Source organism: Xenorhabdus stockiae (assembly GCF_002632825.1).
Lineage (GTDB): Bacteria > Pseudomonadota > Gammaproteobacteria > Enterobacterales > Enterobacteriaceae > Xenorhabdus > Xenorhabdus stockiae.
On record NZ_NJAJ01000043.1, the window covers coordinates 1 to 25,691 of the forward strand.

24 protein-coding genes are annotated in these 25,691 nt (G+C 44.5%); 16 read left to right on the top strand and 8 right to left on the bottom strand.

The window, feature by feature from the left end; translation table 11 throughout:
* Positions 1-235 precede the first annotated feature (235 nt).
* Complete coding sequence (locus tag Xsto_RS17380) at positions 236-511, top strand: hypothetical protein (RefSeq protein ID WP_211284343.1); 276 nt, start codon at positions 236-238, stop codon at positions 509-511.
* 77 nt (positions 512-588) lie between these two features.
* On the opposite strand, the gene mrcB is transcribed toward Xsto_RS17380, so the two are convergent.
* On the bottom strand, positions 589-3,069 hold the full coding sequence (mrcB, locus tag Xsto_RS17385) for a bifunctional glycosyl transferase/transpeptidase (protein ID WP_099125884.1): 2,481 nt from the start codon (positions 3,067-3,069) through the stop codon (positions 589-591).
* 34 nt (positions 3,070-3,103) lie between these two features.
* Positions 3,104-5,614 carry an ATP-dependent helicase HrpB gene (gene hrpB / locus Xsto_RS17390; protein ID WP_099125885.1) on the bottom strand — a complete coding sequence of 837 codons (2,511 nt, stop codon included), beginning with the start codon at positions 5,612-5,614 and terminating at the stop codon, positions 3,104-3,106.
* A gap of 100 nt (positions 5,615-5,714) precedes the next feature.
* Here hrpB and sfsA point away from each other — a divergent pair, with 100 nt between their 5' ends.
* The 9 genes from sfsA (at position 5,715) to Xsto_RS17430 (ending at position 13,502) form a co-directional block, all read left to right on the top strand.
* On the top strand, positions 5,715-6,425 hold the full coding sequence (gene sfsA, locus Xsto_RS17395; RefSeq protein ID WP_099109971.1) for a DNA/RNA nuclease SfsA: 711 nt from the start codon (positions 5,715-5,717) through the stop codon (positions 6,423-6,425).
* A 196-nt stretch (positions 6,426-6,621) separates the two neighbouring features.
* A complete protein-coding gene (dksA, locus tag Xsto_RS17400) occupies positions 6,622-7,077 on the top strand; it encodes an RNA polymerase-binding protein DksA (RefSeq protein ID WP_099109972.1) in 456 nt (151 codons plus the stop codon).
* Positions 7,078-7,084: 7 nt separating this feature from the next.
* Positions 7,085-7,243 (top strand): hypothetical protein, encoded by a 159-nt coding sequence (locus tag Xsto_RS21635; protein WP_169926675.1) that lies wholly within the window; start codon positions 7,085-7,087, stop codon positions 7,241-7,243.
* Positions 7,244-7,272: 29 nt separating this feature from the next.
* A complete protein-coding gene (gluQRS, locus tag Xsto_RS17405) occupies positions 7,273-8,175 on the top strand; it encodes a tRNA glutamyl-Q(34) synthetase GluQRS (RefSeq protein WP_099109973.1) in 903 nt (300 codons plus the stop codon).
* A 291-nt stretch (positions 8,176-8,466) separates the two neighbouring features.
* Positions 8,467-9,825 carry a polynucleotide adenylyltransferase PcnB gene (gene pcnB, locus Xsto_RS17410; RefSeq protein ID WP_241537939.1) on the top strand — a complete coding sequence of 453 codons (1,359 nt, stop codon included), beginning with the start codon at positions 8,467-8,469 and terminating at the stop codon, positions 9,823-9,825.
* Between the two features lies 1 nt (position 9,826).
* Positions 9,827-10,309 (top strand): 2-amino-4-hydroxy-6-hydroxymethyldihydropteridine diphosphokinase, encoded by a 483-nt coding sequence (gene folK / locus Xsto_RS17415; RefSeq protein ID WP_099109975.1) that lies wholly within the window; start codon positions 9,827-9,829, stop codon positions 10,307-10,309.
* Between the two features lie 279 nt (positions 10,310-10,588).
* On the top strand, positions 10,589-11,380 hold the full coding sequence (gene panB, locus Xsto_RS17420) for a 3-methyl-2-oxobutanoate hydroxymethyltransferase (RefSeq protein WP_099109976.1): 792 nt from the start codon (positions 10,589-10,591) through the stop codon (positions 11,378-11,380).
* Between the two features lie 104 nt (positions 11,381-11,484).
* Entirely contained in the window at positions 11,485-12,342 is an 858-nt protein-coding gene (panC, locus tag Xsto_RS17425; protein ID WP_099109977.1) for a pantoate--beta-alanine ligase, read from the top strand.
* 203 nt (positions 12,343-12,545) lie between these two features.
* The gene (locus Xsto_RS17430) at positions 12,546-13,502 is read left to right on the top strand and encodes a sulfonate ABC transporter substrate-binding protein (protein ID WP_099125886.1); all 957 of its coding nucleotides are present in this window, start codon (positions 12,546-12,548) and stop codon (positions 13,500-13,502) included.
* A 220-nt stretch (positions 13,503-13,722) separates the two neighbouring features.
* Here the strand turns inward: Xsto_RS17430 and ssuD are convergent, their stop codons facing one another.
* The 3 genes from ssuD to ssuC all read right to left on the bottom strand — a co-directional run bounded on the left by ssuD (position 13,723) and on the right by ssuC (position 16,627).
* On the bottom strand, positions 13,723-14,919 hold the full coding sequence (ssuD, locus tag Xsto_RS17435; RefSeq protein ID WP_099125887.1) for an FMNH2-dependent alkanesulfonate monooxygenase: 1,197 nt from the start codon (positions 14,917-14,919) through the stop codon (positions 13,723-13,725).
* A gap of 86 nt (positions 14,920-15,005) precedes the next feature.
* Positions 15,006-15,821, bottom strand: a complete 816-nt coding sequence (gene ssuB / locus Xsto_RS17440; RefSeq protein WP_099109980.1) for an aliphatic sulfonates ABC transporter ATP-binding protein — start codon at positions 15,819-15,821, stop codon at positions 15,006-15,008.
* Positions 15,818-16,627, bottom strand: coding sequence for an aliphatic sulfonate ABC transporter permease SsuC (gene ssuC / locus Xsto_RS17445; RefSeq protein WP_099109981.1), 810 nt, complete (start codon positions 16,625-16,627; stop codon positions 15,818-15,820). Before ssuC ends, ssuB begins: the two co-directional genes overlap by 4 nt.
* A gap of 274 nt (positions 16,628-16,901) precedes the next feature.
* Between ssuC and cbl the strand changes: the two genes are divergently transcribed.
* Positions 16,902-17,861, top strand: coding sequence for an HTH-type transcriptional regulator Cbl (gene cbl / locus Xsto_RS17450; protein WP_099125893.1), 960 nt, complete (start codon positions 16,902-16,904; stop codon positions 17,859-17,861).
* A gap of 7 nt (positions 17,862-17,868) precedes the next feature.
* Here cbl and ygfZ read toward each other — a convergent pair whose 3' ends face one another.
* Positions 17,869-18,837, bottom strand: coding sequence for a tRNA-modifying protein YgfZ (gene ygfZ / locus Xsto_RS17455; RefSeq protein ID WP_099125888.1), 969 nt, complete (start codon positions 18,835-18,837; stop codon positions 17,869-17,871).
* Between the two features lie 218 nt (positions 18,838-19,055).
* Here ygfZ and soxR point away from each other — a divergent pair, with 218 nt between their 5' ends.
* On the top strand, positions 19,056-19,523 hold the full coding sequence (gene soxR / locus Xsto_RS17460; RefSeq protein ID WP_099125889.1) for a redox-sensitive transcriptional activator SoxR: 468 nt from the start codon (positions 19,056-19,058) through the stop codon (positions 19,521-19,523).
* Between the two features lie 426 nt (positions 19,524-19,949).
* Positions 19,950-20,948: an MBL fold metallo-hydrolase gene (locus tag Xsto_RS17470; protein ID WP_099125890.1), complete on the top strand. Its 999-nt coding sequence runs from the start codon at positions 19,950-19,952 to the stop codon at positions 20,946-20,948.
* Between the two features lie 68 nt (positions 20,949-21,016).
* Here Xsto_RS17470 and budA read toward each other — a convergent pair whose 3' ends face one another.
* Positions 21,017-21,724, bottom strand: a complete 708-nt coding sequence (gene budA, locus Xsto_RS17475) for an acetolactate decarboxylase (RefSeq protein ID WP_099125891.1) — start codon at positions 21,722-21,724, stop codon at positions 21,017-21,019.
* Positions 21,725-22,198: 474 nt separating this feature from the next.
* On the opposite strand from budA, the gene Xsto_RS17480 reads away from it, so the two are divergent.
* Positions 22,199-22,630 carry a hypothetical protein gene (locus Xsto_RS17480; protein ID WP_099109986.1) on the top strand — a complete coding sequence of 144 codons (432 nt, stop codon included), beginning with the start codon at positions 22,199-22,201 and terminating at the stop codon, positions 22,628-22,630.
* A 41-nt stretch (positions 22,631-22,671) separates the two neighbouring features.
* On the opposite strand, the gene Xsto_RS17485 is transcribed toward Xsto_RS17480, so the two are convergent.
* A complete protein-coding gene (locus tag Xsto_RS17485; protein ID WP_099109987.1) occupies positions 22,672-23,229 on the bottom strand; it encodes a helix-turn-helix domain-containing protein in 558 nt (185 codons plus the stop codon).
* Between the two features lie 95 nt (positions 23,230-23,324).
* On the opposite strand from Xsto_RS17485, the gene Xsto_RS17490 reads away from it, so the two are divergent.
* Positions 23,325-24,497 (top strand): benzoate/H(+) symporter BenE family transporter, encoded by a 1,173-nt coding sequence (locus Xsto_RS17490; protein ID WP_099125892.1) that lies wholly within the window; start codon positions 23,325-23,327, stop codon positions 24,495-24,497.
* Between the two features lie 648 nt (positions 24,498-25,145).
* Positions 25,146-25,691 (top strand): contractile injection system protein, VgrG/Pvc8 family (locus Xsto_RS17495; protein ID WP_339955571.1); only part of this gene is annotated, 546 nt, incomplete at its 3' end.

A 25,691-nucleotide genomic window follows, 5' to 3' on the forward strand; every position in this document is an offset into this window, starting at 1 on the left:
GTCCTTCCTTTTTGTGTTTTTTTGGTTTTGCGATTAAAAAGTTCGCAAAAATAGGACTGAGTTTCTTTGATTCGCCTATCATTTTGAAAAGCTATTTAGTAGTGCACAAACGATTGAAGGGTATCCGATAGATAAGCAAATACCTGACAATATTGCGACATCACCTGCCAATATATACGGTGTAACAAAATGTTTTGGGGAAGCGCTTTGTTCCTATTTTGCAACCCAGAAAGGTTTGTCTTCCATTGCAATTCGCATAGGTGCATTTGAATTTAAAGATAATCACGAACTGAAAACTGCCCGTGACCTCAGTGCATGGCTCAGCCCAGATGATGCAGTTCAGTTAATTACTTGTGCCATTGAAGCAGAAGAAATTACGTTTTTTATTGCTCACGGCATTTCTGATAATCGTTTTAAACGTCTTGATTTAACTGAAACAAGAAAAGTGTTGGGATATTCCCCAAAAGATGATGCATTTCAAACATTTGATCTACGTTTATTCGAATCTTGATATATGCGTCAAAATTAAATTCCCCACCTGTAAAAGTGGGGAATTACATGTAATTACAACCTATTTAAGATAACTCTTTACTGTCCAAACATCTCTTTCAGCCAGCCCGGAGCCTCTTCTTGGCCCTCCTCAATTGGCTGCTGTACGGATTGCTGACATAACGCCTGTGGATCATCGGTCCAGACCGGTAACATTCTGATACCACCACCTTCGCAGTTAAAAGAACCATCTTCATTAACTGACATATCGACAATACCTTCCGGAGCACGATTATCCAGCGCCAATGGAGTCTCATTCGCCAGATAACGTTCGTAAATCTTCAATGCTCCTGTTGCTCCCGTCAGCCTAGTCGGCTTGTTGTTATCCAATCCAGCCCAGACAATCGCGACTTCTTTACCATCGATCCCGGCGAACCAAGTATCACGCAGTTCATTAGTGGTTCCCGTTTTTCCTGCCAGATTATATTTGCCATATTTCCCGGTCAGTGAACGGCCAGTTCCCCGCGCCACAACCTGCTGCATACCATATAACGTCAGATAAGCTGCCTGAGCAGGTACAGCTCTTTCCGCCTGTGGGTAACTCTGGTAAACCACGGTGCCATCTTCAGCAATGATAGAGCGCAGTGCGGAGAGTTTTGCCCGATTTCCTCCACTGGCAATAGTCTGAAATTCCTGTGCCATTTCCATCGGGGTCAGGTTGATACCTCCCAGCAACATTGCCGGTACTTTCTGAATCTCTTTAGCAGGAATGCCCAGTAACACCAAGGTATTGGCGATATGATCCAATCCCACGTCCAGCCCCAGATTGACTGTCGGGATGTTGATTGAACGTGCCAGCGCATCAACCAGCATCACTCGTTCACTAAAATTACGGCTGAAGTTTCTCGGTTCCCACGGTTTCCCCCCCGCCTGAGGTATTGAGATAGGTTCATCCGCCAACCAGGTATTCAGGCGATATTTATCTGGTTCACTCAATGCAGTCAGATAAGTTGCAGGTTTAGCAAGCGAACCGATTAAACGGCGAGCATCCATAGCACGGTTAAAACCCGGATATTGTGGCTGCGAGCCTCCGACCATTGCCCGGACTTCACCACTGAAACGGTCAACAACGACCATTGCACCTTCCAGATTAGGCACCGGACGATTTTTATCTTTGCGCAACGCCGCAATACCGTTTTCTATCGCGTTTTCAGCCGCATCCTGTGCAACTGGGTCTAATGTTGTGAATATTTTGACGCCAGATAAATCATCAATCTTATCACCCAGCTTTTCTCGTAGCTCCTGACGTACCATCTGCATAAATGCAGGTTGCGGTGCTATCACATCACTTTTAGGTTTTACACCGAGTGGACGCGCACTTAACAGGTCATACAGCTCCTGATCAATCACTTTTCGGTTCTGGAGAATTTTCAATACAACATTACGGCGTTCCAGTGCACTTTTAGGATTACGCCACGGGTTGTAATACGAAGCTCCTTTAACCATCCCTACCAACAACGCCTGCTGATCCAGACTCAGTTCATCAATCGGACGGCCGAAATAGTAAAGACTCGCTAACGGAAAACCGCGGATCTCTTCATCGCCACTCTGACCCAGAAAAACTTCGTTCAGATAGAGTTCGAGAATACGATCTTTGCTGTAGCGAGCCTCCAGCAGTACGGACATTAAGGCTTCATTGGCTTTACGGCTGAAAGTCCGTTTGTTCGTCAGGAATAAATTTTTGACTAATTGCTGGGTTAAGGTACTGCCCCCCTGCACGGCACGGCCTGCCAGCAGGTTTTCCAGCGCAGCACGAGCAATCGAAAGTGGCCTGATACCACCATGTTCGTAGAAATAGCGGTCTTCCGTTTCCAGTAAGGTCTGAACCAGTAGATCAGGAAAACCGGAACGTGGAACAAACAAACGCTGCTCACCGTTCGCCGACTGCATCATTGTGATAAGTTTCGGATCAAGACGGAAGAAACCAAACTGGCGCTGGTTCTCCATGTTTTCAATACTGGTTAACTGATTGTTATCGAAAGTCAGACGAGCCTGAATCTGGCCTTCTTTGCCATCAGGAAAATCAAATGGCCGACGCAGCATTTCAATGCTATTGCCTCTGACCACAAATTCACCTGCACGGGTTGTTTTAGTTACCTGCCGATATTGCATGCCTTCCAGTAACCGAATCATTTCAGCCTTACTGTAATTCATGCCCGGTTCAAGATTTACCATACGGCCATACACCGCCGCAGGGAGCTGCCACACTCTACCATCAATGCGATGACGAATTTTGCCATCCAGATAAAAACCATATATGCCAATGAGTACTGCCAGCACAATCAATATTTTCAATAGCAGCAGCCAGATCCATTTACGTCCCTTTTTGACCTGAGGGGATTTCTTCCCTTTTTTTGTCATGAGTTCCCCCTCATCATTGGTGTCATTTTCGTCTTCAACATCATTATATTCATAATCATCATAGTCATCCCGCCGATGACGTTTATTTGCCTGACGCCCACGACGATGTTTTGATTTTTTATCCTTACGTCCGATTGGCTGACGGTCATCATCAGACATACCGAATTCTCCAGTTAAATGCTTTCTCTAACAATTAAATATATTTTTTTACCCGCCTTGTCGGTGCTGTTTTTGCGGGGTCATCGGGCCATAAGTGTTTTGGATAACGCCCTTTCATCTCTTTTTGCACTTCACGGTAAGCCCCCTGCCAGAATGCGGCAAGATCCTGCGTGATCTGCAACGGCCGCTGAGCCGGAGACAATAGCTCAACAACGACAGGTACACGCCCTTTTGCCACAGCCGGATTTTGCTGTTCTCCGTACATTTCCTGCATTTTTACGGAGAGTACGGGAGGTTTATCATAAAAATATTCGATACCAATCCGGCTTCCGGTTGGCACAGTGTAATTAGTAGGCAATTCATTATCCAGTATTTGCCGCTGCTGCCAGTCAAGTAAACTCACCAGAGCTGTTGACAGTTCAACCTGCTGCAAGCCTTTCAAATTTCTCACGCCTTCCAGCACCGGTTGTAACCACTGTTCAAGGGAAGCCAATAATGCTTCATCATCAACCGCTGGCCATTGCGTTTCCGGCAGCCATTCCTGTGCCCGCTGTAAACGAACACGCAACTGCAATGCTTCCTGTGACCAGTTCAGCGCTGCCAGACCCTCCTGCCGAACCCAGTTCAGCAGAGCTTCCTGCAATTCGGTATCTGAGGGTTTTGCCAGAGGTTGTGACCTGACCGTCAATCGTCCACATTTCAGTCTGTTCCATGCCCGCAAGGTGCCTTTACTATCATCCCATTCAATAGCTGTCTGTTCTGTAAACAGAGAAGGATATTGCCGGATGATTTGCTCAATATCTAATGGACAAGCAAGCAAAATATGTGCATCTGGCATCTTATTGCCTTGCTGTAATAAAGGAGCCACCAGCCATGTCTCCCCCGAAAGCGGTTCTTCTCGTGCAAGCATAGCTCCCAGCCCTGTAGCCAGTTGGAATCGCCCGAGATTATCACGATTTTTTGCAATTCTGTCGGGGAACCCCTGTACCAGTAACTCAGATATATACTCCACATTAATATCGGCAGCATTTTCCATATTATTACCCGCCAGTTCCCTGAATAGCTGTTTTGACCGTTGCTGCCAGTTCGGTTGAAGAGTATTAAGGCAATGAGTGAGATCCAACTGTCCCCTACGCGGTGGTTCTTCAAGGATCGCGACAAGTTTTGCTGCCGTTGCCAATATTCCCCGATCTGAATCCTGTCTGTCATACTGTTCTTTAGCTAGGCACAACATGGCGGCTAAGCGAGGCTCACAACCTGATTCTGTCATTTGCCAGCCACGGGCGGTTAACTGCTGCTTATCATCCAGTGCCCCCAGCCGTACAAGCAGAGTACGGGCAACAGCCAGTGCGGCCTGCGGCGGATTATCCAGCCAGCGTAGTTGAGAACTGTCACGGCATCCCCACTGTAGTAACGAAAGCAGCAAGCTACTCAAATCGGCGTGCAGAATCTCAGGTTCGCTGTGTTCCGCTGCCCGTTCTGCCTGCTCCTGACTGAACAAATGCCAGCAGACACCCGCTTCCAGCCTGCCGGCTCGCCCTGCCCGCTGCACCATTGATGCCTGACTGATACGCTGGGTGATCAAACGGGTTAAGCCTGTCCGGGGTTCAAACCGGCTGGTACGTTCCAGACCACTGTCCACCACCAGACGAATACCTTCAATAGTCAGGCTGGTTTCTGCAATATTGGTCGCCAGTACAACCTTACGCTTCCCGGCCGGAGCGGGCATTATCGCCATCCGCTGGTCTGTTAACGATAACGCACCATATAGCGGACACAATAATGTATCGCTACCGACTTTTTCTTCTAAGTAAGCCTGCACCCGCTGAATTTCCCTCACACCGGGTAAAAACAGCAGTAATGACCCCGATTCCTGCTGCAACAAACGTAATACTGTTGACGCCACTGATTGTTCAAAAGGCAAATGAGCAGGCAGGGGATGATAACTTCTCGTTACCGGATAACTACGCCCTTCTGAAACCACAACCGGTGCTTCTGGTAATAAAGAAGAAAGGCGCTGGTTATCCAGCGTTGCGGACATCACCAAAATACGCAAATCATCGCGTAATCCTTCCTGTACATCTAACAACAGCGCTAAAGCCAGATCGGCCTGTAAGCTACGTTCGTGGAACTCATCAAGGATAACGAGAGAGACATCACTCAATTCAGGGTCCTGTTGCAACATCCGGTTCAGGATACCTTCTGTGACGACTTCAAGACGTGTGTGAGCACTGACTTTTGTTTCCAGACGCATCCGGTAACCCACCGTTCTGCCGACAGGCTCATTCAATTGTTCTGCCAGACGCTCCGCAACACTGCGTGCCGCAATACGCCGGGGTTCCAGCATGATGATCCGCCCACTAAACCGTGACTTGTTGAGAATTGCCAACGGTAAACCGGTTGATTTTCCGGCACCGGTCGGGGCATGCAGTAATACCTGTTTTGAGGTTTCAAGCTGAGCTATGACTGAGTCCACAACGTCATAAATGGGTAATAACAAAGGTTCACCATAACGATTAACTTTCAATGAGTGCCATTGTAGCATTAGCAACTTTAATTTCAGTTTCCGTTTAATTTTAGTTCATGTGGCTCCCGCGCAGGTTACGTCATGATGAAACTGTCAATTGAGGTATAAAGGAAAGTTTATGGAATTTTCACCACCGCTAAAGCACGCTACATTAATTCGCCGTTATAAACGTTTTCTGGCCGATGTTCTGACTCCGGAAGGTGAAACGCTGACCATACACTGTGCCAATACCGGAGCAATGACCGGGTGCGCAACACCGGGTGATACCGTTTGGTATTCCACCTCTGATAATCCAAAACGTAAATATCCCAATAGCTGGGAGCTGACACAGACTCAGGACGGGCACTGGATTTGTGTCAATACTCTCAGAGCCAACGATCTGGTTTTTCAGGCCATTGAAAAAGATCTCATTTCAGAATTATCCGGTTACGAAAAAATCAGCCGCGAAGTGGGCTATGGAAAAGAGAAAAGCCGGATAGATTTATTGTTAGAGTCAAAACAAAAAGTTAACTGCTATATTGAAGTGAAATCAGTCACCCTGTTGCAGGGAAATAATGGTTATTTTCCTGATGCTGTGACAATTCGTGGGCAAAAACATTTACGTGAACTATCATTGATAGCACAACAGGGACAGCGGGCTGTCCTGTGCTTTGCCGTGCTACATTCCGGCATTAGTCACGTTATGGCAGCAAAACATATTGACCACGATTATGCTTTTCTTTTGGAACAAGCATGCAATTTAGGGGTCGAAGTAATCTGTTACGGGGCCAGCATGACAGAAAACAGGATGGTTCTAAGTCACAAATTGCCTTTTGTATCAATGGGATGATTTGTAAACAGATCATGCTGATGAGGTGAGTTTTGCAGCATATTTAGGCAGTAAACACGGCTGCCTTCACACCATTGCAAAACTAATGGTAGGAATAATTGCCAACCTCGCAGTCATCTGCTATTTATAGCGGCCTATTTTTTTCCCCCTACTGTCAGGGGGCTCGTTTGATAGTGCGTGTGTAAGGAGAAGCATTATGCAAGAAGGGCAAAAACGTAAAACCTCGTCCTTGAGCATTCTCGCCATCGCTGGGGTAGAACCTTACCAAGAGAAGGCTGGCGAAGAATACATGAACGATGCCCAGTTAACGCATTTCAAGCTCATTCTGGAAGCATGGCGCAATCAACTCAGGGATGAAGTAGACCGTACTGTATCTCATATGCAAGATGAGGCAGCGAACTTCCCTGATCCGGTTGACCGTGCGGCGCAAGAAGAAGAATTCAGTCTTGAATTACGTAATCGGGATCGTGAACGTAAGTTGATCAAAAAGATCGAAAAAACGCTGAAAAAAGTCGAAGATGATGATTTTGGCTTCTGTGAATCCTGTGGGGTTGAAATCGGCATCCGTCGTTTGGAAGCGCGTCCTACAGCTGATTTATGTATTGACTGTAAAACATTAGCCGAAATTCGCGAAAAGCAAATGGCTGGCTAATGGGTAGGTGAGTACGGCGCTGAAAGGCGCCGTATATACCCTGCATCTTTCGAGTTACCTCTTTGTCGGCTACGCTCGCTACCCCAGTCAGCGTTTTTATAAACAAACGGTTATCTGTATTGCCGGGGATAGTTCCCTTACCGCAGCGGTGAAACTCGAAATCTAATGGGTATACTCCCTTAAATTGATTTTTATATGACTCAATCTGAATCCGAACACTCCTCATTATACGTCGGGCGTTTCGCACCATCCCCATCTGGCGATCTCCACTTTGGCTCTCTGGTGACAGCTCTGGGTAGCTATTTACAGGCCCGTGCTCACCACGGTAAGTGGCTGATGCGTATTGATGACATTGATCCACCACGGGAAATTCCCGGTTCAGCAGATAGAATACTGCATGCCTTAGAGCACTATGGGCTTCACTGGGACGAAGAAGTGCTGTACCAGTCCCAACGCCATGAGGCTTATCGGGCAATATTGGCTCAGTTACAGCAGCAGGGAAACAGTTATTACTGTACCTGTACCCGCCAACGCATTCATCAGCTGGGCGGATTTTATGATGCTCACTGCCAGCATCTACAACTACCAGGCCATCATGCCGCTATTCGCCTGAAACAGGATCACCCTGTGTATGATTTTTACGACAAATTACAAGGTAATGTTACCGTACCGGTAAAAATGGCTGAAGAGGACTTCATTATTCATCGCAAAGATGGATTATTTGCCTATAATCTTGTCGTTGTTATTGATGATAACTATCAAGGCATCACTGAAATTGTCAGAGGAGCAGATTTGATTGAACCTACGGTTCGCCAAATATCCTTATATCGGTATCTGAATTTTACAACACCGGACTATGTACATTTGCCTCTTGTGTTAAATAAAGAGGGAAATAAACTTTCCAAGCAAAATCATGCAAAACCGATCCCTCTTGATGATCCACGTCCATTGCTGGTGAAAGCGTTATCATTTTTAAACCAGCCAACGATTGCTGGTTGGCAGGATATCACCACGGAACAACTGCTAAAGCAGGCAATTATTGGCTGGAATATAAATCATGTTCCGCCTCAGAACATAATCAATGGACAATTTAAATAAAGTGTTTCTATTGATACTGCAAGCATTCTCAAAGAATGCCCAGTAAGTTATGATTAGCGGCTGTTTTTGTTTTAATTTTATCCGTCACTATCGAGGTGTACCATTTTTAACCGAGTAGCAACTTTCTGCCGTAATTTGCTGATCCGCGAAACCAAGATAAAACGCGAAACACAGGCAGCCAGTGAAAGGCCAGTCACCATATCTGACCATCCTGCTTATAAAAAGAGCAGCACTCTGCCTAAACGCCGCAGAGTGAATCGCACATCTTCATCAAATGCTGAAAACATCAAAATGAAGAATAAATCCGGAAAGGCAAAACCTTCTGATTCCCCAATTACCGTTATTCCACGGGAACAGCATTCTATTTCACGTAAAGATATCAGTGATAATGCATTGAAGGTTTTATATCGCCTGAATAAATCGGGTTTTGAGGCTTATTTAGTCGGCGGCGGTGTACGTGATTTACTGTTGCATAAAAAACCCAAAGATTTTGATATCGCGACCAATGCTACCCCTGAACAGGTTCGCAAATTATTCCGCAATTGCCGTCTTGTTGGTCGTCGCTTCCGTCTCGCTCACATTATGTTCGGGCCGGATGTCATTGAAGTTGCCACATTCCGTGGGCCACATGAACAAGTTGAAAGCAATGATCGTAATCAGTCTCATAAAGCCCAGAGCGGAATGCTATTGCGAGACAATATCTTTGGTTCTGTGGAAGAAGATGCTGCACGCCGCGATTTTACAATTAATAGCCTTTATTACGGGATTGAAGATTTCGCATTACGGGATTATGTCGGTGGAATGGCAGATCTGGAAAAAGGGATCATACGCCTGATTGGTGATCCGGAAACCCGCTACCGGGAAGATCCTGTGCGGATGTTGCGTGCAGTCCGCTTCGCCAGCAAGCTTAACATGACCATCGAAAAGAACACGGCTGAGCCAATCCCACGTCTGGCATTTCTGTTACGGGATATTCCATCAGCACGTCTGTTCGAGGAGTCTCTGAAACTTCTGCAATCAGGGCACGGTTACAGCACATATAAAATACTGTGTGAATACCAGTTGTTTGAGCCACTATTCCCGTTAATCCAGCGCGGTTTCACCCAATCCGGTGATTCGCCGATGGAAAAACTACTGGAACAGGTATTAAAGAATACCGATTACCGTCTCCAGAACGATCAACGGGTCAACCCGGCTTTCCTATTTGCGGCAATATTGTGGTATCCATTGATTGAACATGCCGAGAAGCTGACTCAGGAAGGGGGCTTACAGTATTACGATGCTTTCGCCCTGGCCATGAATGATATTCTTGATGAACAGTGTCGTTCTATCGCCATTCCGAAGCGTCATACCACAACAATGCGTGATATCTGGCTGTTGCAGCTTCGCCTGCCGCGCCGTCAGGGTAAACGGGCAAATAAATTAATGGAACACCCGAAATTCCGGGCAGCCTACGATTTATTAGAATTACGCGCCAGCATTGAACCACGCCATGAGCTGAAAGAACTGGTACATTGGTGGACAGAATTCCAGCAATCAACCGCATCACAGCAGCGGGGCATGATCTCCGAGCTTGGCAGCGAGCCTGTTCGTCGCAGAACCCGTCACCGCCGTGGCAACCACCTTCGTCATAACAGGAACAACAACTAGTATGACCCGGGTTTATATCGCCATTGGCAGTAATCTGGCCTCCCCCTTGCAGCAAGTTAATAATGCACTTGCTGCACTTAAATCGATCCCTGATACAACGTTTATTAACCGTTCCTCATTTTATCGGACTAAACCTATGGGGCCGCAGGATCAGCCTGATTACCTCAATCTGGTTGTTGCATTAGATACAAACTTACAACCGGAAATATTGCTTGATCACACTCAGGCCATAGAACTGGCACAAGGTCGAGTCCGTAAAGACGAACGTTGGGGGCCAAGAACGCTTGATTTAGATATTATGCTGTTCGGTGATCACATTATTAATACTGAACGCCTGACCATTCCCCACTACGGTTTAAAACAGCGTGAATTTATGCTTTATCCGCTGGCAGAAATAGCCCCGGATCTTGTGTTTCCTGATAAAGAAACATTAGCAGAACGATTAAAACATGTTCCAGAAAATGGCCTGACGTTTTGGTTGTAACACAGCAGTTTTGTACCCAATGGATTTCAAGTTGTATCGCGGCGGCAAGGGAGTGAGCCCCTGAGCATAGATAGACTATGTGACCGGGGTGAGCGAGCGCAGCCAACAAAGAGACAACATGAAAGACGACGGGTATATGAAGGAAAAGTAACACAATATCTCATACAATCATGGCCTATTTCTGGATAATCAGAACCTGTTCCAGCGGGTATCAGCTTAGATACCCGAATGGACGAGGCTCTATACCCAACAACGGGTATGAATATTCAGGAGATAACAATGAAACCCACATCTCTGGCTCACCTTAGCCAGTTAAAAAAAGAGAAACGTAAGTTCGCAACAATTACCGCCTATGATGCCAGCTTCGCTCACCTTTTTGCTGCACAGGGCATCAAGGTCATCCTTATTGGTGATTCACTCGGCATGACCGTTCAGGGGTTTGATTCCACCTTACCGGTTACTGTTGAAGATATTGCCTACCACACCAAAAGCGTCCGCACCGGTGCCCCCCAGACTTTTCTCATCTCAGATATGCCTTTCATGAGCTACGCCACACCGGAACAAAGCTGCAATAATGCGGCTGAGTTAATGCGTTCGGGGGCCAATATGGTCAAGATTGAAGGCGGAAGCTGGTTGTGTGAAACAGTAAAAATGCTGACCGAGCGCTCTGTGCCTGTTTGCGGACATCTGGGCCTGACTCCACAAGCCGTTAATGTACTGGGAGGTTACAAAGTTCAGGGGCGTGATGAAGCGACAGCTCAGCAGTTGTTCGACGATGCCATCGCTTTGGAAAAAGCAGGCATGCAGCTATTAGTGCTGGAGTGTGTACCAACAGAATTGGGCCGGAAAATCACCGAAGCACTGGAAATTCCGGTTATTGGCATTGGTGCGGGGAACCATACAGATGGTCAGATCCTCGTTATGCATGATGCTTTAGGCATTACCGCCAAACCACCCAAATTTGCTAAGGATTTCCTTAAAGAGACCGGCAATATACGAGATGCCATCAGCCTGTACATCGAACAGGTAGAAAATGGCACGTACCCTGACCAAGCTCATTCATTCAACTGATTTATACCCGCGAGATTTCCAGAAAAACACTAAGTTTTCAGAAAAAAAACGAGTATAACCCAGCATGATTGCTAATTATGACTGCTAATTAAAGGAGTAGAGCAATGCTGATCATAGAAACAATCCCCATTTTACGCCGTGAAATTCGCCGTTGGCGTCAGGCAGGAAAACGAATTGCCTTTGTCCCTACAATGGGTAATCTGCATGATGGTCACATGGCTCTGGTTGATACCGCCAAGGCTCAGGCTGATGTGGTAATTGTGAGTATTTTTGTTAATCCGATGCAATTTGATCGCGAAGATGACTTAGTCAATTATCCGCGTACCCTACAGGAAGATTGCGAAAAACTGAGCCGTCGTAATGTTGATATAGTGTTTGCCCCCAATGCCAACGAAATATATCCGCATGGCTTGAATGGCAGCCAAACTTTTGTTGAAGTCCCTGAACTTTCTCATATGCTTGAAGGTGCCAGCCGTCCGGGGCATTTCCGGGGAGTCACCACGGTTGTCAGCAAACTGTTCAATCTGACCCAGCCGGATCTGGCCTATTTCGGTGAAAAAGATTTTCAGCAGTTACAAATTATCCGCAAAATGATCACTGACATGGCTTATGATATCACTCTGGTTTCTGTACCTATCGTCCGTGATAAAAAGGGGCTGGCCTTAAGCTCACGCAATAGTCTTCTCTCTACAGAAGAGAAAAAAATAGCGCCGCAATTAAACCAGATTATGCAGCGCGCCGCCGAAAAACTGAAAAGTGGTGAGCGGAATGTTGAACAACTGCTTGAGATAGTATCCACGGATCTGCGTGAAAAAGGTTTTATACCGGACGAACTGTTTATCCGTGACGCAGAAAATCTGGAACCTTTGACCCCACAAAGTAAAAAAGCGGTGATCCTGATGGCAGCATGGTTAGGCAAGACACGCTTGATTGATAATCAGCAGGTTGATTTAACCGATTGATTTCGCTTCGAGGATGTGTGTCAGCAGTCACCCCGACACGATCCACATCCTCATATGAAAACCGCTGTCTGATTGGTCGTTATCCAAAATCAGCACTAGCAAACACAATTTTATTATTTAATATTCATAAACCAGCTTTGTTATCTTTCTATACCGTTATCCCCGTCTCTATCAATGCATCCGGTTAACAAGGAAAATCAAGCATGGCACACAAATTACGCTTTGGCAGTTTACTGCTATTACTCGGCCTCTCTGGCAATGCACTGGCTACACAACCTCAGCAGATTACTATTGGTTATCAAAAATCGAATATTTTTACGTTGCTAAAATCCCGCGGAACTCTGGATGATGCATTAGAAAAAGAAGGTATCAAGGTGCGTTGGGTAGAGTTTCCTGCCGGGCCACAAATGCTTGAAGGGCTTAATGTGGGTAGCATCGATTTGGCATCAACCGGTGATGTTCCCCCCGTTTTTGCTCAGGCAGCAAGAGCCGATTTAGTTTATCTCGCCTACGCCCCTGCTCACCCGAAAACCGAAGCTATTGTGGTTCCGAAAGACTCAACCATTAAAACTATTCAGGACCTGAAGGGCAAACGCGTTGCGCTAAACAAGGGTTCTGATGTGCACTATCTGCTTGCCGCGGCGCTGGAAAAAGCCGGATTGAGCTATAAGGATATTAAATCGGTTTATTTACCTCCCGCCGATGCCCGCGCAGCTTTCCAGCGAGGAGCCATTGATGCCTGGGCTACCTGGGACCCTTTCCTGTCCGAAGTAGAAATCAATACCGGAGCACGCCAGATAACTAATGGTGAAGGGCTGGTACCTCATTACACGTTCTATCTTGCCAGCCGTAAATTTGTTGATACCTATCCGCAAACAGCAGAAAAAGTCATTCAGGAATTAGTTGTTCTCAGTGATTGGGCAAATCGGCACCCTGACGAAGCAGCTAACATTCTTGCCAACGCCACGAAACTTGATAAAGCTATCTGGCAACGGACTCTTGCACGTTTTACTTATGGTGCAGAGCGTATGACACCGACTGTTTTTAACCAGCAACAGGTTCTTGCTGATACTTTCACCCGTCTCAGGTTATTGCCTGTAAAAATCAATGTCCGTAGTGCAAGCTGGTCTTTAGATAATATTCCGGTCAATACACCATAATTGACCGTCTGATTGGGGTCTGAATCATCCCTGACGAGTACCCTGATAGATCCGATATGGTCATCATCACTATTCAGTGCTACAAATCCACAACCACACTGATTGATAACCTCATTTTACGTTTGCCAATGCTCCCTATACAGGGAGCGGCAACGGATACCTGAATTATCCCTTTCAGGCTTCATGCTTGATAACCTTGCTTATCTACGCTCCAGCATTTTTATTCAGCATACTCTTTCTGAGGTTCCTCTGTGACAGGCCGCTCAGCCCCCCCAATGCTTTCACCAAAAGCGCCTGCATTGGCAGAACGGATCGTTGAATTCGCCTTGTTTACCTGCACTGAATCTGTTTTCAGCAATGGCATGACCAATTCAGCAAACCGATGTGCTTCTTCGAGGTGAGGATAGCCGGAGAAAATAAAATTACTGATCCCCAATGCCTGATATTCGCGGATCCGTTCAGCTACCTGTTCAGGACTTCCGACCAATGCCGTTCCTGCACCACCACGAACCAGACCAACACCAGCCCATAAATTCGGCGCAATCCGTAAATTATCCCTTGAACCCTGATGCAGTGAATTCATCCGCGCCTGTCCGGCAGAATCCATCCGGGAAAAGATTTTCTGAGCCTGAGCGATAGTCTCATCATCCAAATGAGCAATCAGGCGATCAGCCGCCGCCCATGCTTCCTCTTCTGTCTCACGGACAATAACATGCAGACGAATACCATATTCCAGAGTCCGGCCTTGCTTCTCTGCGCGCTCACGAACCTGTTGTAGTTTCTGCGCAACCAATTCAGGTGGCTCTCCCCAGGTCAGATAGGTATCAACCTGCTGTGCTGCTACATCAAGCGCATCTTCAGAAGAACCGCCAAAATAGAGTGGAGGGCCATTTTTCTGGATAGGTGGAAACAATAATTCTGCCCCTTCTACCTGTAAATGTTTCCCCTGATAATCTACTTTTTCACCTGCCAGCATACGGGAATAAATATCAAGAAACTCACGGGTCAACTGATAACGGTCAGCATGGCTAAGGAAAATACCATCACCTTTATTTTCCACCGGATCACCACCGGTCACGACATTAATAAGAACCCGCCCCTCAGAAAGCCTGTCCAGCGTGGCCGTCATCCTTGCAGCGAGTGAAGGTGGCTGTAATCCCGGTCGTACCGCGACCAGAAAACGCAGATTACGGGTGACGGGTACCAGCGCAGAAGCCACCAGCCACGGATCTTCGCAACCTCTTCCGGTTGGGATCAGAACACCGTGATAACCAAGGCTATCCACAGCCAGAGCAATTTGTTGCAGGTAAGGAAGATCAACAGCACGCCCACCTTTGGCAGTACCTAAATAGCGCCCCTCACCGTGGGTAGGTAAGAACCAAAAGAGATTAATGTCACTATTGCCATAAACTGTCATTGTGTTTTCCTTGATAGATAGTGTCGCGGATAGATTTGTATTTATTTTTCTTTTAGATGATTGCTCGTAATGATTACGATGCCTGATTATCTGGCAGCACTTTCAGGATTATCCGTTTTACCGGAATGCAGCCAATCCGAATGGCGATCATGCTTCCCCTGCTCACCCGGTGCCATAATCGCCTCAAGAACCTGAGCTTCTAATGCTGATAACGTTGGCATCGTAATTGTTCTGGGACGTCCAAGAGGGATCTCCAGATCCATACCGATCTCCCCCTGCTCTATCAGTAAGATCCGATCTGCGATCAGAACGGCTTCATGAACATCATGAGTCACTAAAATGACGGTAAACCCATACTGCTGCCAAAGTCGCGTTAACAATTGCTGCATTTCCAGACGGGTCAGAGCATCCAGTGCGCCAAACGGCTCATCAAGCAACAATAAACGGGGGCGGTGAATCAGAGCACGGGCCAATGCCACACGCTGCTTTTGTCCTCCCGACAATGCCGAAGGCCAGTCATTCGCTCTGTCAGCCAGACCAACAGCTTCCAGTACTGCCAGTGCTTCCGATTTCCAATTACCGCTAAGACCCAGCCCGACGTTATCAATCACTTTTTTCCAGGGGAGCAGACGCGCATCCTGAAACATCATCCGTACTTCACTTTCAGAAGCACTCAGGGGATCACCATCAGCACTCAGACTACCTGCGGAAACAGATTCCAGCCCCGCGAGCAGGCGTAATAACGTGCTTTTGCCACAGCCACTACGTCCGACAATAGCCACAAACTGGCCTTTTTGGATGGATAAATTGAGGGATTTAAGGATTTCACGCTCACCAAACTGTTTGCTGACACCCTCCAGAGTGAGGCTTAACCCTTGCTGAACTAACGACAGATGCTTCATGAGTTTCTTCCTCCTGTCTGCCATGACGGATGCCAACGCAGTAACCAGACTTCCAGCCCGTATGCCACCATATCAGCCAGTTTACCCAGCAGCGCGTACAGAATAATCGCCAATACTACAATATCTGTCTGCAAAAACTCACGGGCATTCATCGCCAGATAACCTATTCCGGCATCAGCAGAAATAGTTTCAGCAACAATCAGGGTCAGCCACATTAAGCCGAGTGAAAAACGGACACCAACGAGGATCGAAGGCATTGCTCCCGGTAAAATAACCTGCCAGAACAAACGCCAGCCATTGAGCCCATAGTTACGCGCCATCTCAATTAATCCCCGATCAAGATGGCGGATCCCATGAGATGTATTAAGGTAGATAGGGAAGAAAGTCCCCAGAGAAACTAAAAATATTTTGGCACGCTCATCAATACCAAACCATAAAATAACCAGCGGGATCAGTGCCAAATGGGGAACATTACGTAACATCTGAACCGTGCTATCCAGCAAGCGTTCCCCGGTTTTTGACAGCCCTGTTATCACCCCCAATGCGAGTCCACAGGTACCACCAATGGCAAACCCACTCAAAGCACGCCAGGTACTGATATAAAGATTGCTCCAGAGTTCCCCGTTTTGCAGTAATGTCCATCCTGCTTGTAGTACCTTTTCAGGAGGGGGTAATATACGATCCGATAGCCAGCCTTCATAACCAGCAACTTGCCAGCACACAATAAGTAATCCCGGTAGCAACCAAGGCAGGAAACGAGACTTAGATAACGATGTCCGGTGACCACCTAAAAAGAAAATACGCATAGAAACCCCACTTATGCAGCCAGGATTAGAGTCAGTTATTTCATTTTTAAATCTCGAAGCGAATGAAGAGAAATAAATATTTTTACTTTGTAAATCTAAAAAGTGGCAATAGAACGCAACATACCGTGTGTAGTGCGCGACAGGTATATTACGATTGGTTCATGATTCACAATTTATTTATTACTTAAAAGAATAACTTTTATAATTAAATTATTTACTAGCCAGAGAATATATTTCTATATTGATGAAATATTTTTCTGACAACCTGGGTGCAATGAACTTTCAACAGCTAAGAATTATCCGTGAAGCAGAGCGCTGCCATTTTAACCTGACGGAAGTGGCAAAAGTGCTCTATACATCACAATCAGGCATCAGCCGTCATATTCGTGAGTTGGAAGAAGAATTAGGTGTTGAGTTATTCATTCGTCATGGTAAGCGGTTCCTTGGGCTGACAGAGCCGGGCAAAGAGATGCTGACCATTGCACGCCGCATACTTAATGATGCTGACAAAGCTCAACGATTAGCTGAACACTTTACCGGGCAACATCAGGGAGTGCTGACCATTGCCACTACCCATACCCAAGCCTGCTATAGTCTTCCCCGAGTGATAAAAGTATTCCGTGAAATCTACCCGGGGATCCGGCTGGTACTTAATCAGGGTTCGCCCGCAGAAATCATGAAAATGTTACTTAACGGTGAGGCAGATATTGGTATTGCATCAGAAATGCTGACTCAGAATAGCAATATTACTGCATTCCCATGGTTTGACTGGCATCACTCTTTACTGGTTCCTGCGGAACATGAACTGGTCTGGAACCCTGATATTACATTGGAACAACTGGCAACTTACCCATTAGTCACTTATCGATACGGTATTGCCGGGCGTTCTCAGATTGATAAAGCATTTCACAATGCGCGGCTAAACCCGGATATTGTCCTCAGTGCGCAGGACTCTGACGTAGTCAAAACCTACGTAAAACTGGGGCTGGGAATCGGAATAGTTGCTGAAACAGCCAGCCAGCATAACCTCGATCCAAATTTAGTCACACTCAAGGCCCGTCACCTTTTCTCCCCTAACACGGTCTGGATGGCAGTTAAACATGGCCAGTTACAACGTGACTATCTCTGGGAATTCATACAACTGTGTAACCCTGATTTATCGCTGGATAAAATTAAAAACAGCGTCATTGCAGGTAATAAAAATATTCCGACCTGGCTTGATTTTGAAATTTAAAAATCAGCTAATTTTTAAGGGTAAGCAAAAAACCGTCATCTCCCGGCAAACGGAATATACTGCCAGCCTCCATCTCATTACCCAGTACTGCCTGAACCCAAACAGTGCCATCTGCCAATCTGAGGGAAGAGAGGATCATTCCGGTTTTGCGCCAGCGGGAACCCAACTGCCATTCTAATTCACTCCCGACCGCCGGAAGATAACTGGAATCACCGACCAGCCAATACATGGCCCGTTTGTTAACACCACGGTATTTGGTACGGGCAATTGTCGCCAACCCCATATACATCCCTTTTTCAAAACTAATACTGCCTTCAATATTATGGAGATTAACAGCCTGAGGAACGAGCTGTGCGCTGACAGCAGCCTCAATCACTGGAAAACCTGCTTCTATATCTAATGCCAGCCACTGTTCACTATTACTTAGCTGTGCCGGAAGTTTTTCCATTAACTCTGCGGCCATCACAGTATCTGTGATTAATAAAAATCTCTCCTGCGGCGATGAAAAATAAAGTAGCGTAGTAGCACCATGCTGAATAACCGTATTATTTACATCTGGCAAAATAGGAAAAAATTCTGCCAATGCAGTCCGGCAATTTTCACCCGCAATACCCAATAACAGACTTTCAGTTTCCTCAGCTACCATAACTTTAGAGAACACCGCATATTTCTTTAATTCAGCAAGCTGTATCTCAATTACACTTCGACGCTCAATATAGGCATACCCTTCATCACGATGAAATAACCTCAGACTACTCCACATTTTTCCTTTGGCATCACAGTGAGCCGTCAGTACATGCTGGTTTTCAGCCAGAATATTGATATCGGCAGTCAGTTGCCCCTGAAGATATTTCCGGCTATCCATACCGGTAACAGTAACCAATCCCCAGTCATTAAGAGAAATAAGTGCCAATGGAAGACTGGATGAAAGCACCGGGAAAAGGGAAGATGACTTCGGATGAATTTGGCTGACCATAATGGCTCCTGTCGATAAATATTCTGTTTATATCCGTTATTTTTCAATAACAGTCATATATTGAAGGAAAAAAACAAATAATGCTGATAAGCACAGATGAAATGAAAATAAAAAATACAACCCTTTTCAAAATATGGAATAACAATATAACCTTTTAAAGTTTGACAAAAAAATCAAACATCACTATAAAACCTCTAGGTAACCTGAGGTCAATAGAAATGGAAAAAAATAAACATATTGATATTAATAGGGCATTAACGGTTGGAGAAGTGGCAAAACGTAGTGGAGTGGCAATATCAACACTACATTTTTATGAATCGAAAGGATTAATAAAAAGTTCACGTAATGCAGGAAATCAGCGCCGCTTTCCCGCGGTTGTACTACGTTACATCGCAATTATCAAAGTCGCACAAAGCACTGGCATTCCCTTGAAGGAAATACAGGAAGTCCTTAGTCAATTCCCTCCTAACAGTAAACTGACAGCCGAACAATGGCGCATACTTTCCTCACAATGGCGGGATACGTTGGAACAACGTATTACAAAATTAACCCATCTACGTGACTATCTGGATAGTTGCATTGGCTGTGGATGCCTTTCCCTGACAGAATGCCCATTACGAAACCCAAATGATATTCTGGGAAAAACGGGAACAGGAGCAAGAATGTTTGAACAAGAATATGACTGACGTAAAAAATAACTTATCGAAAAAATGATCTTTTTTAATAATGGAAGATATATTTTTGACTAAATAACCCCATGTTATTTATTTTTTTATTTTATATCATCCTCTGTAATTAATTTATCAGGATTTTATTTTATCTCCCTACTCTATTTTCCTGAAATAATTTTAAATCCACATAAATTAATACCATTTCATATCCAATGGATTTCAAGTTGCGTCGCGGCGGCAAGGGAATAACAAATTCGTTCCCGACGAATTTTCCCAGCCAAAGGCTGGCCTCCGGTGAGAGGGAGGAGCCTCTCAGTAATCCCCGGGAGCATAGATACCGTATATTTATAAAAACGGTGACTGGGGTGAGTGAGCGCAGCCAACAAAGAGGCAGCTTGAAAGACGAAGGATATATTCCGTTAAATTTCTTCGGAGCACATAATGAAAAATATTTTAAAAACATCATATCTCGCAATAACATTAGCACTAACAGGTCTCATAACAACAACAGCGATCCCCACTGCATTGGCCAAATCTGCTGAGCAACCTGTAAATCAGGTGCCCGGTTATTACCACCATATGCTCGGCGATTTAATGGTGACAGCTGTTTATGATGGGTATGTTGATCTTTCTCCTTCTTTATTAAAAGGGCTTGATATTAACAATATTAAAAGTCTGATTACACGGATGTTCCAAGTTGAAAATAAAGAGGGTATTCAAACCGCGATCACAGCCTACCTTGTCAACACCAAAGAAGGTTTGGTATTGATTGATGCGGGTAGCAGCAATTGCTTTGGCCCTACTGCGGGAAATATTGTGAATAATATCCGTGCTGCTGGTTATCAGCCAGAATCGGTTAAAGCAATATTACTGACACACATGCACCCGGACCACGCCTGTGGCATCACCTCCCCGAGTGGTGAAATCGTATTCCCGAATGCGAACCTATATATTTCTGAGGAAGAAAAAAACTTCTGGCAAGCACCCGAAACCATCGCTTCAGCCTCTGAAATAAATCGTTCATTCATCACTCAAACACTGAATGCCATCGAACCGTATGTTGCTAAAAAAGCACTGCGTACTTTTCAAAGCGGAGAGAACATTATCCCCGGTATTAAAGCAATATCGACTTCTGGTCATACCCCGGGACATACTTCATACCTGCTGAATTCAGGTAAAAACAACATGCTGATTTTGGGGGATATGATACATTTTTACGCAGTACAGTTGGAACACCCGGAAGTTTCGATTGAATTTGATATAGATAACAATAAAGCCGTTGAAGCACGTAAATCGATCTTTAAAAAAGCGTCAGATGAAAAATGGCTAATTGGTGCCGCTCATTTACCCTTCCCCGGAATAGGTTATCTCCGTCAGAATCAACAAAAATATGACTGGGTTCCTGTTGAATATACGACTACGCTGAAAGTGAATAATTAACAATATAGTGGAGGAAAAGGTTTCGATCTTTTCCTCCATTACTAAATAATAAAACAATAAATTTTTAATCAACCTTCTGCTTTCCTGATAGCGTTATCCAAATCATCAACAGTGAGATCAGCATTGATATATTCACTATTCTCTGGCAGATGAATTTTTATATTCTGTTTTGGCTCATAACTTAACAAACCATTTTTCAGTTCAAAGTCAAAAACATGCCCACCATTTTTTCGTTCATCATCGATAAAATGAATATGAAACCCCGCAACAGAAATACCGTGAAAAATATCAGGCGTCCAAAAACCAACCAACACACCAGAAACATTGTGTAATGTTTCTTCTGATTGTTCGACAATCGCTTCAATAAAAGTCTTATAGGGCTTTTTCTGATAATTAGTCCGACGTAACCAGACCTTTTTAAATATTCCTTCAATTTTTACAGCAGCAAAAATATTATCAATATTTACCTGAGCCGACAATTCTGAGTAAAGATCTTTTTTGCTGATATCCGAAACGGGAAACTGCTCACTGGGATTAAAGTATGTCAACTGAGCAAAAGGAAGCTGGTCATACTCACTAAACCGACGTACATTACCTGCCCCCTGAATTTCAAAAAAGGTATCATCCAGTGCGATCATTTCACCTGCGAGCGCATGTGAGCAACCAATACCAAATGAGCCGCCTTGACTGATTTCTGCTATTGCAAACATTCCATCAAATACCCCTGACATCAAAGCATGCATGGTGGAATACTGATTTATAATCAGGCTCTTCATATGGCCTCTCCCTTGCTATTATCAGCAATTTAAAATCTATTAGTTATATTAGATATATCTTAGATAGATCAAATAATAATTTTAGAACATTGTCATGTCATAGATTAATATCCTTAGCACTAAGTCATTGTCAAGATAATTATATTTCCTATTGGGTTATTTAACTCCCTAATAAAAAATCATAAACAAAACAACTTAATTTATTTTATCTTAATATTTTAGTAATTATATTTAATCAGTGTAAATACTGATGACATAACATGCTGTTTTAACCTCAACTGACATTACTCATTTATACATTTATCTGAAAATAGATTAATTTATTTTCACATTATATTTTGAGTAAAGAACTAGCACTATTAAACTGAGTTTTATATTCACCGTATAAATAGATTAAAACTATTGCATACCTCCTTATATTATTAGTATTATCAGCCGCATATTTAATTATCGTTTTTATTTTACGGATTATTCATGAATAAAATTTGCGTATTATTACTATCCGCTGTGATGCTTTGCAGCGGTTGTGCGACTATCGTTGGTGAAAAGACTCAGCTTGTCCAAATTAATAGTCAACCTTCTGGCGCAGAGTTTTCAATCAAAGATGAAACCGGTCAGGAAATTACACGTGGTAACACCCCACAAAGTGTCATGCTGGCAAAATCAACCGGCCACTATTTTGGCGGTAAGACATATCAAATTACCTTCACAAAAGAAAATTTTCAATCTGTTACCCTGCCATTAGTCGCTAAAGCGAATGGATGGTATATCGGCGGGAATTTCGTCTTTGGTGGTTTAATTGGCTGGCTGGCCGTTGACCCTTTCAATGGCGGTATGTACACACTGCATCCAAAAGCAGCCAATGTGACACTACCTGCATCCAATACACTATCAGACACCAAATAAGTATCAAAATATGGCGATTTAAGTCGCCATATCCATTCCGGTTACTTATGAGGGTAATGAATCAGATTATGGATAACCACAACATCATCACCTGAATTCGCGTAAGCATGGCTGCAATCAGCAGAAAAGCGCATAGATTCACCGGATGAAACTTTATGCCATTCATCATTGATACGCAGATCTAACTCTCCATTAAGCACAATAACATGCTCTACGACACCAGACTCATGAGGAGTAGATTCACTTGAGGCTCCTGGCGCTAACTCTATTTTGAATAAATCGATGAAAAATTCATCATCAAAAGGAATGAGCGGTTTTACACTCATACCAGAATGGTTTTGTTCAAAGCTCGGTAATTCATTAAACCGATGCAGTGCAGGCTGTGGCTCCGTTCCTTCCAAAAAAGTCGAAAACGCAACATTAAAACCTGTTGCAATTTTCCACAACGTGGACACTGTCGGGCTTGACTGGCCTCGTTCAATTTGCCCAAGCATTGCTTTACTGACGCCAGTAAGCTTAGCAGCCTGGCTGAGACTCACTCCTCTTGAAGCTCTTAGTGACTTAAACGTCTCGGCAATTTTAGATGTGATATCACTCATTGGTGCCTTCTCAAAGATAAATACATAATTGAATGCTATAACGGACGATGATATTCTCACCATCGTCTGCTATAACATCCGATAGGTGACACCATATGCCTAAGCAATCATTTTTTAGGGATCTCTCCCCATCAACTCTCGTTACAGGTTTTGTTGCAGTATTAGTTGGTTATGCTAGTTCAGTTGCAATCATTCTCCAAGCAGTGACAACCATTGGTGTTGAACCATCACAAATTGGTGCCTGGTTAGGCATGCTTGGTGTTGGAATGGGGATTACAACAATTGGATTATCACTTTATTACCGCACACCCATTCTAACGGCTTGGTCAACACCGGGAATTGCACTCTTGGCAACGCATTTCCCGCACACTTCAGTCAATGAAGCCATTGGCATTTTTGTCTTTGCATCAGCATTAATGCTGATATGCGGTATCACCGGATTATTTGCCAAGCTAATGAACTACATTCCACACTCCATCGCAGCCGCAATGCTTGCCGGAATATTACTCCGTTTCGGCTTGGATGCTTTCTCAATGTTGCAATCCAACTTTTGGTTGTGTGGAATCATGCTGCTTATTTACATAATCTTCCGCCGTTATTTTCCATTATACGCAATAATCTCAACGCTTACGGCAGGGTTAATTATCTGTATTTTCAATGGAGATTTAAACTTAACAGGCAAAGACATCCTGTTTTCCATGCCTGAATTTGTCATGCCAAAATTTAACATCACGACACTGATTGGCGTAGGTATTCCATTTTTTATCGTCACAATGGCATCACAAAATGCACCGGGAATTGCCATCCTACAAGCTGGAGGGTATCCACCCCGTACATCTCAATTACTTATCTGTACATCATTAGTGACAATTATACTGGCTCCTTTCGGAGGATTTAGTATCTGTATTGCTGCAATTACAGCCGCTATTTGTATGGGAGATGATGTCCATACCGATCCAGATAAGCGATATATTGCCGCTATCAGCGCAGGATTTGTCTATTTACTGGCCGGGATTTTTGGTGGAGTCATTTTCTATCTATTTAGTGGTTTTCCGGCTTCATTAATAAAAATTCTAGCTGGGTTAGCCTTATTAAGTACTTTTACCAACAGTCTGAGTCAGGCAATAAAGGATGAAAGCGCAAGAGATGCAGCAATTATCTGTTTTTTAATAACAGCATCTGGCGCAAATTTACTGGGTATCAGTTCAGCATTCTGGGGGCTGGTTGGCGGAATTATTACACACGTGATATTTAAAAAAAGGCCCTGAGTTAAAGTGACATTGCAATCTGAATGACTTAGTTCTCATATTGCTAAATATTCCAGATATTAATTTGGCTATTTACATTTAGGTATGATCTCACCTAAATATTAACTTTTATTTTTAATGAAGAGCTGGATCTTATTATGTGATTCCAGCTCTTATTTCTAAAACCAGCTCTTTTGTGATCTATCTCATGAAATGCCAATGATCATGGTTCCATCAAAACCACCATTTTATTTTTTCATTAGTATCAGTAGATTACAAATATAAACGCCTTTTCCTTATGGATATTAATCGGTTCGATGCACTAATCATATCCGCTATATAAAGATATTGTTTTTCAACCGCAATCATTTTAATTTTTTACACTGCCATTGTCAGATGTCGTTTTTATTCCACTTGATTTTATTTGGCCTTTACCCATCCGGTATTTATTATTGCCTTCCATTTTTTATCACAGTTCCGCCGATATATTTGGATAACAGCGTTCCTTCAATTTATCGAAAAACAAAGGATTACATCCTTAATTGACGAATTTATCAAAAACAATCTGAGTTAAATTTAACTCTTGTGCCCGAATGTTATGGCCTGCGTTGTTATCAGGCGGGATGACCTATTACATAACATTCCATCATCTCAGGGAGACAGAAATAGATGTCAGTGAAAAAACACGCCACAACATTGAAGAAAGGAAAATCGCTGTTAGGACAAGGACAGCAAACGGCACAAATGGCGAAGCAAGCTAAGAGCCTGTTGACGGGTGCAGGCGGGAGCACTGCCACCGGTGCCGGTGGCCTCATTAATGGTGGCGGCTTTGCCGGTGGAGCCGGACAAAAAGCCGGAATGACAGCCCAGGCAGCCATGGGTAACTCCTCGGCAGGCAAGCTGTTACAGCAAGCCGGTCAGGTATTGGGATTAATGGGTGGCGCTGACCCCAGCGGTCTGTTATTTACCCTGACCGCAGGCGGATTACCGGCACAGACTTTTGTCGTCACCGACTTCAGCCTGAACGAACATTTCTCACACCCCTTTGCACTGGAAGTAGGGCTGGCAAGCGCTATTCCCGCCATTAGTTTCCCGCTGGTGCTTGACCGCACGGCCACGCTGACCATTCTGCAAAACGGTATCGAACAGCGCAGCATCACCGGCATCGTCACCCGCTTTGAACAGGGCAATACCGGCCTGCACCAGACCACCTAC